Origin of the sequence: Alcanivorax sp. NBRC 102024, assembly GCF_001602235.1 — a bacterium.
GTDB lineage: Bacteria > Pseudomonadota > Gammaproteobacteria > Pseudomonadales > Alcanivoracaceae > Alcanivorax.
On sequence record NZ_BDAS01000001.1, the window covers coordinates 98,910 to 112,033 of the forward strand.

Sequence of the window (13,124 nt, forward strand, 5' to 3'; positions counted from 1 at the left end):
CATCACCAGCTCAGGCCGTGGCGAATTGGCTGGGAACCCCGGCGGCTTTCCGTGGCCATATCCAGCCAGCCAGTACTACTGCTGTGATAGCCCGCGCCAGGCAACGTCACTGGCGGCTCCGTACTCTGCTGGGGCGTCACCAGGTGAGGGGTCACCACCATCACCAGTTCCTTGTCACTTTTCTCGATGCGCGAAGAGCGGAAGAACGCCCCCAGCAGGGGAATATTGCCAATCCCCGGCAGACGATCACTGTTGTTGATGGTATTCCGACTGACCAGGCCACTGATGATAAAGGTCTCACCGGGCGCCAGAGACACCGTGGTTTCCGCACGCCGCACCCGCAGGCCCGGTACCGCCACGCCGCCGGTTTCCACCCCCGCAGAAAAATCCAGTTCGGACACTTCTGGCGCAACCTTGAGAATAATCTGCCCCGCATCGATCACCGTTGGAGTCAGGCTCAAGCCAATACCGAATTCCTTGAACTCGATCTGTATGCCGGTGTTGTCACTCCGAATGGGGACCGGGAATTCACCGCCGGACAGAAAGCTGGCGCTTTGCCCGGACAGGCTGGTCAGGGAAGGTTCGGCCAGGGTATAGGCAAAGCCCCCGGCTTCCAGCGCATTGATGGCAAGAACCGAATTGGGACCAAAGCCAAACAGATTGAAGCCATCGGAACTCAAAGGGGCCGGCACCACCCCTGGCACCTGAAACCCGGTCCCTGGCGGCGCAATTCCCACGGCTGACTGGCCATCATTGAAAACATTGCTGTAACTCATGCCCAGTTGATTGAGCTCCGAGCGACTGACTTCCAGCACACGGATATCTGTCTGTACCTGGGTACCAAAAGGCAGAGAGGATCCCAGCGTGGTCGCCACCACCACTGTGCTGCGCAGTGGCTTGGCCTTGCCTCTCAGCCACACCGAGATCACCGCCGAGCCCTCCGCCTTGGCGGTCAGCAACAATTCCTCCGACCCAGTCACGGTCAGTGCCGCCACCGTTGGATCCGAGGTTGCCACCTTGGCCACCGCTTCCGGGAAATTCAGGACTTTCTGGTCCCCGGGAGCCACTCGCATGGTGTCTTTCAGAGTGTCCGCCTGCGCCACTATGGCAAGCGACAGGGAGAACCACAGAACCAGTCGCGCCCCGGCTCTCTTCCACAACCCCTTAACGCACATAGGTGCTCCTTGACTCTGATCCCTCATAGACTTCCACTTTCTGGCCCGGTGTCGCCCGTGGTGCTGGTGCGCGGGCCGCCGGGAACAGATCCTTGTAGTAAACCGGTTTGGCTTTCTTTTCTTCGTCGCTGTCGTCAGCAGCCTTGTCCTCACTGGCCAGTACCGCCAATCGCAATGTGCCTTCCTCAGAAGCCAGCAGCAGTGTTGGCACCTTGTCCTTGGGCACAGCCAGCACCACGGTGTTATTGCGACGCTGGGCCTCGCGGTCCTGATCACTGCTGGCTGCCGCCATGGCCCCTTTCACCGCCAGCACCTGCAGGCTGCGCAACAGCACCATGGCCGCCGGGTCATCCCGGTCCGCTTCTTGAAACGACACCACCACATCGACCAGATCACCGGGCTGCAGCAGACCACCTGCCATCACCACATCATCGACCCCCACTGCCACGGCACGAAACCCTGCGGGCAGGGTGCTTGGCAGGGTGCCACCAGGTTCAAGGTGATTTCGGGAAAGGAGCTCGCCCGGACGGGCGTATTGACGTAATTCCTTGCCTGCCACCTTTTCATCGGCGGTCAGCACATTGGGAATCGGGGCCGGCGAGGAAACCACCGCCAGTGCCTCTTCATCGAGGGTGTCACCGATATTCAGGCTCTCGGTGACCACCCAGTACCGATAACTGGGAGCTTCCTGGTCACGGACCTGCCCCTCGGGCGACGCCTCACGAACTACCAGCGACGGTGCCGGGTCGCGACTTAATCCCACCAGCGCCAGTATCAGCGCAACCAATGCCACAGCCAACGCCGGCAGCATGTAGAGCAGTCTTGATCCCATGTTCTCTCCGGAACATCCCTGTCAAATGTTGCTTCTTGAGCTGAACCGCATCCAGTCAATCAGAACGCGGCGCGAGCCTCCACCCTCAAACTTGCCGGTAGCGGAGGAAAATCCCCCAGCACACCAAAACTGAGCACCGGCACTATCGGATTGGTTTCATAGTTGGGGTATACCAAGCTGCAGTTAAGCACTTGCACCCCCCCTGCAATGCTTTCCAACCCGCAGGCTGAATTCGTATTCAGTTTATCTCTCAAATTTTCCGGCAACTGCGCCACCAGACCAGCCAGCGCAGTATTACCGCGCTGCGTTACTGCAACCTCAAGGCTACTGGCCTGTATATCGGATCGATCCACATACAACGCCGTGGATACCGCGGTATCCACGGCTGCCTGCATGCGGTACTGGGTAAAAAAAGTCAATCCATATACCGCTGCGCCATAAAGCATTGCGATGACAAAAGGGAAGAGCATCAGAAACTCTAGAGCTACTGCTCCGAACTCTTTCCGATTCATCAGGTCAACTCCGGCCTAGCCGATACTAAGAGGACGCTGGGGCGCCACCACCACCTTGGCCTGCACTATCAAATAAATTTTGGAAGGCGTCTTGTATCGCACCGCTACCTACAGCGTTAATGCCCACACCAATAATGATGATCAAGGCAGCAGCCAATACAATATACTCCAGCGCACTGGCGCCACGCTGGTTGCGAGCACGCCCGGGCAGCTGGGTGTACAGGCGGATCATCAACAAACGAAACATTTCATTCAAGGTACTCATAGCGCTCTCCGTTGCACGTCCCTTAGTATGAACATTGCGTGAATGCATATGCGAAAAAGTGAACTTCTACTTTAATGCTATGCATATGTGAACTGCATCACAACTTTTGCTGCGTAACATTTTGTTGCGATGCTCCTCGTTTGTGCAAACGTAGCACCAGAGTGTCGCAAAAGGCATGTATAAAGCCCCATTCGGGCCTGCAAAACAGACGAACGGCGTTTAAAAAGCATAGAATTGCACTTGCTTGACAGACATTCAGGCGACTTTGTGATAGTAAGTATATATCTTGCTGAAAATGTCTTCTCCCGAACAACGATTCCGCCCTTCACGCGCCACTCATGCCACGCCTTTCCCTCTCCTTGTGAAAAATTCCGGACATAAAAAAACCCGGGACAAAGTCCCGGGTTTTTATGTCCGTTGCCAGGCAGGCAGCAAAAAGATCGTTACTTGATCTTCGCTTCCTTGTAGGCCACGTGCTTGCGCACTACCGGATCATACTTCTTGGTTTCCATCTTTTCAGGATGGAGACGCTTGTTCTTGGTAGTGGTGTAGAAGTGCCCCGTGCCCGCAGAGGACACCAGGCGGATTTTTTCACGAATAGGACCGGCCATGGGTTAGCTCCTTAATTAGCCTTAAACACGCTCGCCGCGAGAACGGATATCTGCCAATACAGCGTCGATACCCTTCTTGTCGATAATACGCATGCCCTTGGAGGTCACACGCAGGCGCACAAAGCGCTTCTCGGACTCAACCCAGAAACGATGGTGGTGCAGATTCGGCTCGAAACGACGCTTGGTCTTGATGTTCGAGTGAGAAACTCTGTTGCCCGTTACAGGGCGCTTACCGGTCACCTGGCAAACCTTGGACATTGTCTTGCTCCGTAAATCTTCTTGCGGGGGGACGGTAGAGCCCCGGAAAAGGCGCGTTTTATACCAATCTGCCGGTCAAGTTTCAAGCGAAATCTCGGATATTCCACCGGGTACACCAGAATTCAGGGGCTTACCGCAAGCATGCCCCCTGCCCAGATCCTTTACAGGGCTCCACGGGCGGCCAGAGACACCCATCCCCCCTCACCAATCACCAGATGATCCAGCACCCGGATATCCATCAACCCCAGGGCGTCCACCAGCCGGCGCGTGATGGCATGGTCGGACTGGCTGGGCTCGGCTACCCCGGAAGGATGGTTGTGAGCCAGAATCACCGCCGACGCATTATGCTCCATGGCCCGACGCACCACTTCCCGAGGGTAAACCGCCGCCGCATCGATGGTGCCCTGAAACAGCTGCTCAAAGGCAATGAGGCGATGCTTGTTGTCCAGGAACAGGCAGGCAAACACCTCATAGGGGAGCCCACGCAGACGAGCGGTAAGTAGCTGCCCGGCTTTTTCCGGGTTATCCAGTGGCAACCCCCGCTCCAGCGGCTCCGCCAGATAGCGGCGCCCCAGCTCCAGCGCCGCCAGCAACAGGGCCCGCCGGGCGGCACCCATGCCGGGCAACCTGGCCATTCGCTCCGGGCCTGCATCGAGCAAGGCCCGCAGCCCACCCCCCGCTGTCAACTGGCTTCGCGCCAGATCCACTGCGGTCATGCCCTGCTGCCCGGTGCGCAGAAAAATGGCCAGCAGCTCCGCATCACTCAGCGATTCCGCCCCTCGCACCAGCAACTTTTCGCGCGGCCTTTCATCCGTGGGCCAGTCAGTGATTGCCATGGAGTTTCCTTTCTCCCGTAACGCCTTGATATTCCATATCATTGTGAAGTGGGCAGCACTCATACCTTAGTGCTACCCTATGCAGCCTATGTAATAGCAGGGTTCCGGCTTCCACGGCACCGGTGATTTGCCCTTGCTGCTGTAAGCCACTGCCGTAACCGTCGCTATCGCTGCGCAGGATTTCGTCATGCATCGTCTGGTGAACAAACGCATTCTTCTGGGAGTTACCGGCGGCATCGCCGCCTACAAAGCCGCCGATCTGGTTCGCCGCCTGCAGGATGTGGGCGCCCAGGTTCGCGTGGTAATGACCCAGGGAGCCTGCGAATTCATTACCCCTCTCACCATGCAGGCCTTGTCCGGCCACCCGGTGCACACCACCTTGCTGGACCCCACCGCAGAAGCGGCCATGGGCCACATTGAGCTGGCCCGCTGGGCAGACCTGGTGCTGATTGCGCCGGCCTCAGCCAATTTCATGGCACGCCTGGCCCATGGCCACGGCAACGACCTGCTCGCCACCCTGTGTCTGGCCACCGGCGCCCCCATCGCTATCGCTCCGGCCATGAACCAGCAGATGTGGGCCGACACCAGCACCCAGAAGAACCTGCTGATCCTTCAGGAGAAGGGCATCAAGATATTTGGTCCCGGCAGTGGCAGCCAGGCCTGCGGCGAAGTCGGTGCCGGGCGCATGCTCGAACCCCTGGAAATCCTTCAGCAGGCCGCCGAGGTGTTTGATTACCAGCTACTCACCGGCAAGCATGTGGTGATCACTGCCGGCCCCACCCGTGAAGCCATTGACCCGGTGCGCTACATCACCAACAAGAGCTCCGGGAAGATGGGCTTCGCCCTGGCAGAAGCCGCCGCCGAAGCCGGCGCCCGGGTGACCCTGATCGCCGGCCCGGTTAATCTGCCTACCCCCTCCCGGGTAGACCGTGTGGACGTGACCCGGGCAACAGAGATGTATGACGCCTGCATGAAAGCCGTGGAGGAAGGATGTGATGTCTTTGTCGCCACTGCGGCCGTATCCGACTACCGCCCCACTGTCACCGCCGACCACAAGATCAAGAAATCCACCGAAGAAATTCATCTGACACTGGTGAAAAACCCGGACATTGTGGCGTCGGTGGCAGAACACGCCAAGCGCCCCTTTACCGTGGGTTTCGCTGCCGAAACCCGCGATGTGGTCGCCTACGCTCAAGGCAAGCTGGTCAACAAGAAACTGGACATGATCGCCACCAACGACGTCTCCGGCAGCAACGTGGGCTTCAACAGCGACAACAATGCCCTTACCGTCATCTGGCCCGGGGGTCACAAGGTGTTGCCACTGGCCTCGAAGGCGCAGATCGCCAAGCAACTGATCGAATTGATTGCCATACGGTATAAAGACTAGCGCTGAGGCGCGCCATACTCCCGACATCACTCGGCTGTGATGTCCGGCGCGCGAAGCGTGATCCCCGACCAACAGGAACCATCATGAAACTGCAATACCGCGTGCTCGACTCCCGACTGGGCGACAGTATTCCACTCCCCCATTACGCCACTGACGGCTCCGCCGGCCTGGACCTTCGGGCCATGGTCAAGGCGCCACTGCTGCTGGAACCGGGGCAAACCGAACTGCTGCCCACCGGCATGGCCATCCATATCAGTGATCCGGGCTATGCCGGCATGATCCTGCCGCGCTCCGGACTGGGCCATAAACATGGCATTGTGCTGGGCAACCTGGTGGGCCTGATCGACTCTGATTATCAGGGCGAGCTGATGGTGTCCTGCTGGAACCGGGGCAGCCAGCCCTTCACCGTGGAACCCGGCGAGCGGATCGCCCAGCTGGTCATCGTGCCGGTGATGCAGGTGCAACTGGAACAGGTGGAGACTTTCACCAACAGTGAGCGGGGCAGCGGCGGTTTCGGCCACAGCGGCCGCCACTGAGCCAACTGAACCCATGCCTTCAGCGTGGAGCAATGGCATGAAAGTCCGTCGTCAAAAGGCATTCCCGGGAGCAACACCGCATCAGGGAATACCATCGACTGAGAACCGTAGTACCGCGTGGCAGGGGCTTGCCTCCGGCGCCGCGCTGAAATCACGGGTTCGGGTCTAATTCGGAGGGGATATGGGCAACAACAAGAACAACAACAAACGCGCCGACGTCAGCGTCTTCAAACCACTGATGCCATTACTGATTGCAGCCCTGGTAGCGATCCTGGTGGCAGGGGGAGCCACCTGGTTCTATCAGACCAAGGTGGCCGAAGCGGCACAACAGCAAGACAACGCCAGCCAGCTTGCACAGTCCATTGCCAAGCTGACACACAACCATATCCAGCACTATCAGACGCAGCTGTCGTTACTGGCCGGCCGTAACGATGTGGACCAGGCGCTGTCCGACGACACCGTTACCGAGTTCAACGCCCGCCATCACCAGTGGGTTCCGGATGCCAACCTTCAGCTGGTGCCCCGCCGGGACGCAAATACCGACGATTTCAGCTATACCGCCCAGGAACTGCTCAAGGAAGTGCGGCTTGGTCAGTCCCCCGGCCCGGTGATCATTGCCGGCCAGCCTCCGACCCTGATTCTGGTGAAAGCCACGCGCATGCAAAATGGCGCCCTGCTGCTGCAACTACCCCTCAGCAACCTGGCCAGCCTTCTGCAAGACCTGGCCCCCGTCGGCAGCCAGTTGCAAGTCCAGTTCGGCGGCAGCAACCTGTTCAATCAGCCCGGCAGCAACACCGGTGCCAGTGTGGACACCCGAGTCGGCCCCGTCTCGGTGACGCTCACATTGCCGCCCACCGAAAGCAATCTGCTGGTGGTCAGCACCCTGGTTGTGGCCCTGGGCGTGGTACTGCTGCTACTTGGCACGCTGGTGGTCAACCGCCTGATGGCCCGCTTCCTCAAGCAGGATTGCGCGGAACTGGTCCGTTACTGCGACGAACTGGCCCGCCAACCCGGTGTCAGCGCCCGCAACCATTTTCACTTCCCCCTGTTCGCCACGGTCAATGACGCCCAGGCGCGCATGGCCGGCAAACTCCGCAAACGTGGCGGCCCGCATCGGCCGGCAGCCCAACGGCAATCCGAGGATCTGGTCGTCGTGGAAGAAAGCGACGACGGCATTCTGCTAATGGATGAGGAACAGGGCGAAGCCCTGCCAGACAGTATCTTCCGCGCCTATGACATCCGCGGTGTGGCCGGCGATACCCTTACCGCCCAGGGCGTCTATCTGCTCGGCCGCGCCATCGGCAGTGAAGCTGGCGAGGCTGGCCAACAGACCGTGCTGGTAGCCCGGGACGGACGCCTGTCCAGCCCGGAGCTGAGCCGATCCCTGATCAAGGGCCTGCTGGAATCCGGCCGCGATGTGATCAATCTGGGCCTGGTGCCCACCCCGGTGCTTTACTACGCCACCGAAGTACTGGAAACCCGAAGCGGCATCATGCTGACCGGCAGCCATAACCCCGCCAGCCATAATGGTCTGAAAATCGTTATCAACGGCGATACCCTCTATGGTGATCGCATCACCGCCCTTCAGGAGCGCATCCGCAACAAGGCCTTCAGCGAGGGCAAAGGGCGCGAGGAAGAACGCGATATCACTGACCGCTACCTGACCGATGTGACCAGCGATATCGTTCTGGCACGCCCACTGAAGATCGCCATCGACTGCGGCAACGGTGCCGGCGGGGAACTGGCGCCACAGCTGTTCAAACAACTGGGCTGTGAGGTAACGCCGCTGTACACAGAGATCGACGGCAACTTCCCCAATCATGCCCCCGACCCGGGCAACCCGGATAACCTCGCCGACCTGATCCGCATCGTGCAACAGGAAAACCTGGACCTTGGCCTTGCCTTCGACGGTGACGCCGACCGGGTCGCCGTGGTCACCAACAGCGGCGAAATCATCTGGCCAGACCGCCTGTTGATGTTGTTCGCCAAAGATCTTCTGGGACGCAGCCCCGGCGCCGACATCCTGTTCGACGTCAAATGCAGCCGGGCCCTGCCGGCCATCATCCGCAAGAACGGTGGCCGCCCCATGATGTACAAAACCGGCCACTCCCTGATCAAGGCAAAAATGAAGGAAAGCGGCGCGCCCCTGGCTGGCGAGATCAGCGGCCATATCTTCTTCGCCGACCGCTGGTTCGGCTGTGATGATGGCCTGTACGCTGGCGCCCGTCTGCTGGAAATCCTGTCCCTTCAGGATGACAGTGCCGGCCAGGTGTTCGATGGCCTGAAGACCGGCCTCACCACTCCGGCCCTGTACATTGATGTGAGCGAGGAGAACAAATTTGCCCTGGTGGACGCACTGACCGCCCGCGCCGAACACTTTACCGGCGGCCGCCCCACCACCATTGACGGCTTGCGGGTGGACTTCCCGGATGGCTGGGGCCTGGTGCGCGCCTCCAACACGACGCCTTCATTGGTAGCCCGCTTTGAAGGTCGCGACGAAGACGCCCTGGAAAGGGTCAAGGAGCAGTTCCGCAAACATCTGCAGGCTGTGGATGACACCCTGAAATTACCGTTTTGAGTTAGAATCAAGCCGTCGAGGAGTTGAAAGTTCAAAGTTGAAAAGCGCGGGCACGGCGTTTCGTATTCGGACAGGGACTGCCCGCGTTGCCACTACGCATAAAATGCGGAGAAAAGTATTTACCTGTTAGCGTGGTGCTGACTTCGCGTTTCAACTTTGCGCTTTAAACTTTCAACTCCCGGCTAACGCTACTGCCCAAGGAGACGTAATGGACACCAACAGTGCCCACGATACCGCCCGGATTCTGATCGAGGCGCTGCCCTACATTCAGCGCTTTTCCGGCGCCACGGTGGTGATCAAGTATGGCGGCAACGCCATGGAGAACGACGAACTGAAAAACAGTTTCGCCCGTGATGTAGTGATGCTCAAACAGGTGGGGCTCAACCCGGTCATCGTCCATGGCGGGGGTCCACAGATCGGTAGTCTGCTGGAACGGCTGGGCAAGGAATCCAAATTTGTTCAGGGCATGCGCGTCACCGATCAGGAAACCATGGATGTGGTACAGATGGTCCTCGGCGGCCTGGTCAACAAGGACATCGTCAACCTGATTCAGCACAACGGTGGCCAGGCCATCGGCCTCACTGGCAAGGACGGAAGACTGATCAAGGCACGCAAGATGCGCCTCAAGGCCCAGGACGAAAACAACCCGGCCCTGCAGACATCAGAAATTGTCGATATCGGCCACGTGGGCGAAGTTCAGGGCATTGATACCACCATTATCGATCTGATTGCCGGCAGCGATTTTATTCCGGTTATCGCCCCCATCGGCGTGGATGACAACGGTGTCAGCTACAACATCAATGCGGACCTGGTGGCCGGCAAGGTGGCGGAAGTGCTTCGCGCCGAAAAACTGATTCTGCTCACCAACGTGGCAGGCCTGAAAGATAAACAGGGCAAAGTCCTCACCGGCCTCAGCGCCGAACGGGTTGATGAACTGATCAAGGACGGCACCATCCACGGTGGTATGCTGCCCAAGATTGGCTGCGCCCTGGAAGCGGTGAAAAACGGGGTACACACCGCCCACATCATCGACGGCCGGGTTTCCCACGCCGTGCTACTGGAAATTCTTACCGATCAGGGGATCGGGACGTTGATCAGCAAGGACTAGAGACAAGCTACAAGCCTCAAGCTGCAACGCGGCTGAAGTTCAGTACAGACTCAAACCCTCTCGCCGCGCACATCGCCTACGAGAGGGGGCGCTCGAATGACAGCCTGACAGGCCAGCAGGCGGTGATACGCTGGCGCGACAGGAAAGACAACAAAACAAAACGACAACCAAACTTGAGCCAGGCAACAAGCAAGCGACGCCACCGCCATGGCATTTGGGGCGCGGGCACGGCATATGATATATATCTCAGCCACCCTCGCGTTGCAGCTTGAAGCTTGTTGCTTGCAGCTCACAAATCGGGAACGACGCTACATGACCGAAAAAAAACCGTCGCGAAAAGAGCAGATTCTGCAGTCGCTCGCCCATATGCTGGAAGCCGGCCCGGGAGGACGTATTACTACCGCCGGCCTGGCCAGGGAAGTGGGTGTCTCCGAAGCGGCGCTGTACCGGCATTTCCCCAGCAAGGCGAAGATGTTCGAGGGGCTGATCGAGTTTATTGAAGAGGCGATTTTTTCACGCATCAATCGCATCACCGAAGACGGCAATGCCACCAGCCAGGTGGAGCAGATCCTGAACCTGATGCTGGCTTTCACCGAGCGCAACCCGGGGATCACCCGGCTGCTTACCGGGGATGCCCTGACCGGCGAAAACGAGCGCCTGCATCAACGCATCCAGCAATTCTATGATCGGGTGGAAAGTCAGCTCAAGCAGGTGCTGCGCGAGGCGGAAATCAAGGAGGGACGGCGCACGCGAGCCACACCCACCATTACGGCCAACCTGTTACTGGCGGTGGTGGAAGGCCGCATTGCCCAGTTCGTTCGCTCCGGTTTCAAGGCCCGTCCCAGCCAGGACTGGCAGACGCAGTGGGAACTGCTGGTTCCCACCCTGTTCCGGGACCAGGACTAGCGGCGGGGGAGGATTGTCGCCAAGCAACGCCGGCAGGAAGAACAAGAGCGGCGAATCACCGGCCTGCGGAGCAGATTTCTGCAGAACGGGTTCAAGACTCTGCGTTCTCGATTTCCTTCAATCGCTGGATGATCGGGGCAAATTCTTTTTTCGCCGCATCAATGTCGATTTCAAATTCCTGCAGCTTTTCTTCCGTCATCTCAATCTGGCGTTTCAGTCGCTCAATGGCTTGCTGGACGACTTCCGGTACTTCCCGGCCCGCACGCTCATTCCGGGCTGCCACGGCAATCTCCTCATCCAGTTTCATCTGCAGCTGGGCCAGGCTGTTCTCTTCATAGCTGATGCTGAGGTTCAGCGCATCAATCTTGCGATCGCGGGCACGCACCGCATCCTCCGGGCCCGCATACATACGCAACAACTCCTTGTCTTCACGGGCCTGGCGCGCGCGCTCAAGGCGCATCTTGCGGGCCTCTTCATCATTCAGGTTAACGCCTTCAACGTCTTCCAGAATGCGGCCATGCTCATCCAGCAGCTGATAACCGCTGCGAATGGCATCGGGGGTCAAGGTTCGATTCAGATGCATGACCCCGTCAGCACTGAAATGCCGAAAATAGGCGCCTTCCGGCATGCGCTCACTGGCACGCTGGCCGGTACCCGCCAAGGCAGGCGCAGACACCATCAGCACCAGAATCAGAGCAACTCTTCTCATTATTATTCCACTCCATAACGCTCCCGGTACTGCCGCATACGGTACACCATGGGCTCACTGTCCGGTTGCTGCTCCAGCCAGTGAATAATATCGTTCATCGCCACGATACTGCCCACCGGCACCCCCAGGGATTGTTCCACTTCCTGAATCGCCGACAGACCCTTGCCGGCCTCGGAAGGCTCTTTGCCACACTCCTGGCGATCCAGCGCCACCATGACCCCCGCCATGGTCGCCTCGGTTTTCTCGAACAGGGCCGCCACTTCACGAATGGCGGTGCCTGCGGTAATCACATCATCAATGACCAGCACTCGACCCCGCAAGGGTGCCCCCACCAGCCATCCGCCTTCGCCATGATCCTTGGCTTCCTTGCGATTGAAGGCCCAGGGCAGATCCCGGCCATGGTGCTCTGCCAATGCCACCGCCACCGCGGCCACCAGCGGAATGCCTTTATAGGCCGGACCGAACAGCATATCGAATTCCTGCCCGGATGCGACGATGGCGTCCGCATAATAGCGACCCAGCCTGGCCAGGGCCTCTCCGGTATTGAACGTGCCCGCATTGAAGAAATAGGGGCTTTTGCGACCGGATTTCAGCGTGAATTCACCGAATTTGAGCGCCTCACGCTCCTGGGCAAAACGCAGAAAGTGCTTCTTGTAGTTCTTCATGGTCCGTCCTTACCAACCTAACACCTGTTGCTGGGCCTGAATGATTTCACCAATGCCTTTTTCCGCCAGGCCCAGCAGGGTATCGGACTGTTCGCGGGTGAAGGGGGCCCCCTCGGCGGACCCCTGAATCTCGATAAAGCCGCCCTGCTGGGTCATCACCACATTCATGTCGGTACCGGCATTGGAGTCTTCGGCATAATCCAGATCCAGCACCGGCTCGTCGTTGTAGACCCCCACGGATACCGCACCGACCAACCCGGTGAGCGGGTCATCCTTGATCTTCTTGGTTTCCAGCAAGTGGGTAAAGGCATCCACCAGAGCGACGCAGGCGCCGGAAATGGAAGCCGTGCGGGTACCGCCATCGGCCTGCAGCACGTCGCAGTCCAGGAAGATGGTGCGCTCACCCAGCTTTTTCATGTCCACCGCCGCACGCAGGGAGCGGCCGATCAGTCGCTGGATCTCCAGGGTTCGGCCACCCTGCTTGCCCCGGGATGCCTCGCGACCGGAACGGGTGTGAGTGGAACGGGGCAGCATGCCGTACTCGGCGGTGATCCAGCCCTGGCCCTTGCCCTTCAGAAAGCGCGGCACACCCTCCTCCACGGACGCAGTGCAGAGCACCTTGGTATCACCGAAAGCGACCAGCACGCTGCCCTCGGCGTGAACGGTGTAGTTGCGGGTAAAGCTTAATTCACGCAGCTGATCGTGGGCTCGGCCGGAAGGACGCATGGAAACTCCTGAAGTGTCTA

General features: G+C 59.1%; 15 protein-coding genes. 5 read left to right on the forward strand and 10 right to left on the reverse strand.

Going from position 1 to position 13,124, the window contains the following annotated elements:
* Positions 1-2: 2 nt before the first annotated feature.
* The 7 genes from A0251_RS00505 to radC all read right to left on the reverse strand — a co-directional run bounded on the left by A0251_RS00505 (position 3) and on the right by radC (position 4,489).
* Positions 3-1,073, reverse strand: coding sequence for a type II and III secretion system protein family protein (locus tag A0251_RS00505; RefSeq protein ID WP_369826417.1), 1,071 nt, complete (start codon positions 1,071-1,073; stop codon positions 3-5).
* 91 nt (positions 1,074-1,164) lie between these two features.
* Positions 1,165-2,007, reverse strand: a complete 843-nt coding sequence (gene cpaB, locus A0251_RS00510; protein ID WP_082810715.1) for a Flp pilus assembly protein CpaB — start codon at positions 2,005-2,007, stop codon at positions 1,165-1,167.
* 59 nt (positions 2,008-2,066) lie between these two features.
* Positions 2,067-2,519 (reverse strand): TadE/TadG family type IV pilus assembly protein, encoded by a 453-nt coding sequence (locus A0251_RS00515; protein ID WP_062814900.1) that lies wholly within the window; start codon positions 2,517-2,519, stop codon positions 2,067-2,069.
* Positions 2,520-2,544: 25 nt separating this feature from the next.
* Entirely contained in the window at positions 2,545-2,784 is a 240-nt protein-coding gene (locus tag A0251_RS00520) for a Flp family type IVb pilin (protein ID WP_062814901.1), read from the reverse strand.
* A 443-nt stretch (positions 2,785-3,227) separates the two neighbouring features.
* Positions 3,228-3,395, reverse strand: coding sequence for a 50S ribosomal protein L33 (rpmG, locus tag A0251_RS00525; protein WP_007151127.1), 168 nt, complete (start codon positions 3,393-3,395; stop codon positions 3,228-3,230).
* A gap of 21 nt (positions 3,396-3,416) precedes the next feature.
* Complete coding sequence (gene rpmB, locus A0251_RS00530; protein WP_035248690.1) at positions 3,417-3,653, reverse strand: 50S ribosomal protein L28; 237 nt, start codon at positions 3,651-3,653, stop codon at positions 3,417-3,419.
* A gap of 161 nt (positions 3,654-3,814) precedes the next feature.
* Positions 3,815-4,489, reverse strand: a complete 675-nt coding sequence (gene radC, locus A0251_RS00535) for a DNA repair protein RadC (protein ID WP_062814902.1) — start codon at positions 4,487-4,489, stop codon at positions 3,815-3,817.
* 187 nt (positions 4,490-4,676) lie between these two features.
* On the opposite strand from radC, the gene coaBC reads away from it, so the two are divergent.
* From coaBC to slmA, 5 genes are all read left to right on the forward strand, one after another.
* On the forward strand, positions 4,677-5,876 hold the full coding sequence (gene coaBC, locus A0251_RS00540) for a bifunctional phosphopantothenoylcysteine decarboxylase/phosphopantothenate--cysteine ligase CoaBC (protein WP_062814903.1): 1,200 nt from the start codon (positions 4,677-4,679) through the stop codon (positions 5,874-5,876).
* A gap of 83 nt (positions 5,877-5,959) precedes the next feature.
* A complete protein-coding gene (dut, locus tag A0251_RS00545; protein WP_062814904.1) occupies positions 5,960-6,412 on the forward strand; it encodes a dUTP diphosphatase in 453 nt (150 codons plus the stop codon).
* A gap of 181 nt (positions 6,413-6,593) precedes the next feature.
* Positions 6,594-8,990, forward strand: coding sequence for a phosphomannomutase/phosphoglucomutase (locus A0251_RS17700; protein WP_062814905.1), 2,397 nt, complete (start codon positions 6,594-6,596; stop codon positions 8,988-8,990).
* Between the two features lie 208 nt (positions 8,991-9,198).
* A complete protein-coding gene (gene argB, locus A0251_RS00555) occupies positions 9,199-10,098 on the forward strand; it encodes an acetylglutamate kinase (RefSeq protein WP_062814906.1) in 900 nt (299 codons plus the stop codon).
* 312 nt (positions 10,099-10,410) lie between these two features.
* The gene (gene slmA / locus A0251_RS00560) at positions 10,411-11,004 is read left to right on the forward strand and encodes a nucleoid occlusion factor SlmA (protein ID WP_062814907.1); all 594 of its coding nucleotides are present in this window, start codon (positions 10,411-10,413) and stop codon (positions 11,002-11,004) included.
* Positions 11,005-11,095: 91 nt separating this feature from the next.
* Here slmA and A0251_RS00565 read toward each other — a convergent pair whose 3' ends face one another.
* From A0251_RS00565 to rph, 3 genes are read right to left on the reverse strand one after another with little or no spacing between them, the layout of a single operon-like run.
* Positions 11,096-11,713, reverse strand: coding sequence for a hypothetical protein (locus A0251_RS00565; RefSeq protein ID WP_062814908.1), 618 nt, complete (start codon positions 11,711-11,713; stop codon positions 11,096-11,098).
* 2 nt (positions 11,714-11,715) lie between these two features.
* The gene (gene pyrE / locus A0251_RS00570) at positions 11,716-12,378 is read right to left on the reverse strand and encodes an orotate phosphoribosyltransferase (protein ID WP_062814909.1); all 663 of its coding nucleotides are present in this window, start codon (positions 12,376-12,378) and stop codon (positions 11,716-11,718) included.
* A gap of 9 nt (positions 12,379-12,387) precedes the next feature.
* Positions 12,388-13,104 carry a ribonuclease PH gene (rph, locus tag A0251_RS00575; protein WP_062814910.1) on the reverse strand — a complete coding sequence of 239 codons (717 nt, stop codon included), beginning with the start codon at positions 13,102-13,104 and terminating at the stop codon, positions 12,388-12,390.
* Positions 13,105-13,124: the final 20 nt, after the last annotated feature.

Bases quoted from the DNA above. Each gene is read 5' to 3' on its own strand.
- rpmB (WP_035248690.1), bottom strand. From the start codon at position 3,653: ATGTCCAAGGTTTGCCAGGTGACCGGTAAGCGCCCTGTAACGGGCAAC.
- dut (WP_062814904.1), top strand. From the start codon at position 5,960: ATGAAACTGCAATACCGCGTGCTCGACTCCCGACTGGGCGACAGTATT.
- A0251_RS00565 (WP_062814908.1), bottom strand. From the start codon at position 11,713: ATGAGAAGAGTTGCTCTGATTCTGGTGCTGATGGTGTCTGCGCCTGCC.
- cpaB (WP_082810715.1), bottom strand. From the start codon at position 2,007: ATGGGATCAAGACTGCTCTACATGCTGCCGGCGTTGGCTGTGGCATTG.
- argB (WP_062814906.1), top strand. From the start codon at position 9,199: ATGGACACCAACAGTGCCCACGATACCGCCCGGATTCTGATCGAGGCG.
- coaBC (WP_062814903.1), top strand. From the start codon at position 4,677: ATGCATCGTCTGGTGAACAAACGCATTCTTCTGGGAGTTACCGGCGGC.
- pyrE (WP_062814909.1), bottom strand. From the start codon at position 12,378: ATGAAGAACTACAAGAAGCACTTTCTGCGTTTTGCCCAGGAGCGTGAG.
- A0251_RS17700 (WP_062814905.1), top strand. From the start codon at position 6,594: ATGGGCAACAACAAGAACAACAACAAACGCGCCGACGTCAGCGTCTTC.
- A0251_RS00505 (WP_369826417.1), bottom strand. From the start codon at position 1,073: ATGCGAGTGGCTCCCGGGGACCAGAAAGTCCTGAATTTCCCGGAAGCG.
- radC (WP_062814902.1), bottom strand. From the start codon at position 4,489: ATGGCAATCACTGACTGGCCCACGGATGAAAGGCCGCGCGAAAAGTTG.
- A0251_RS00520 (WP_062814901.1), bottom strand. From the start codon at position 2,784: ATGAGTACCTTGAATGAAATGTTTCGTTTGTTGATGATCCGCCTGTAC.
- A0251_RS00515 (WP_062814900.1), bottom strand. From the start codon at position 2,519: ATGAATCGGAAAGAGTTCGGAGCAGTAGCTCTAGAGTTTCTGATGCTC.
- slmA (WP_062814907.1), top strand. From the start codon at position 10,411: ATGACCGAAAAAAAACCGTCGCGAAAAGAGCAGATTCTGCAGTCGCTC.
- rph (WP_062814910.1), bottom strand. From the start codon at position 13,104: ATGCGTCCTTCCGGCCGAGCCCACGATCAGCTGCGTGAATTAAGCTTT.
- rpmG (WP_007151127.1), bottom strand. From the start codon at position 3,395: ATGGCCGGTCCTATTCGTGAAAAAATCCGCCTGGTGTCCTCTGCGGGC.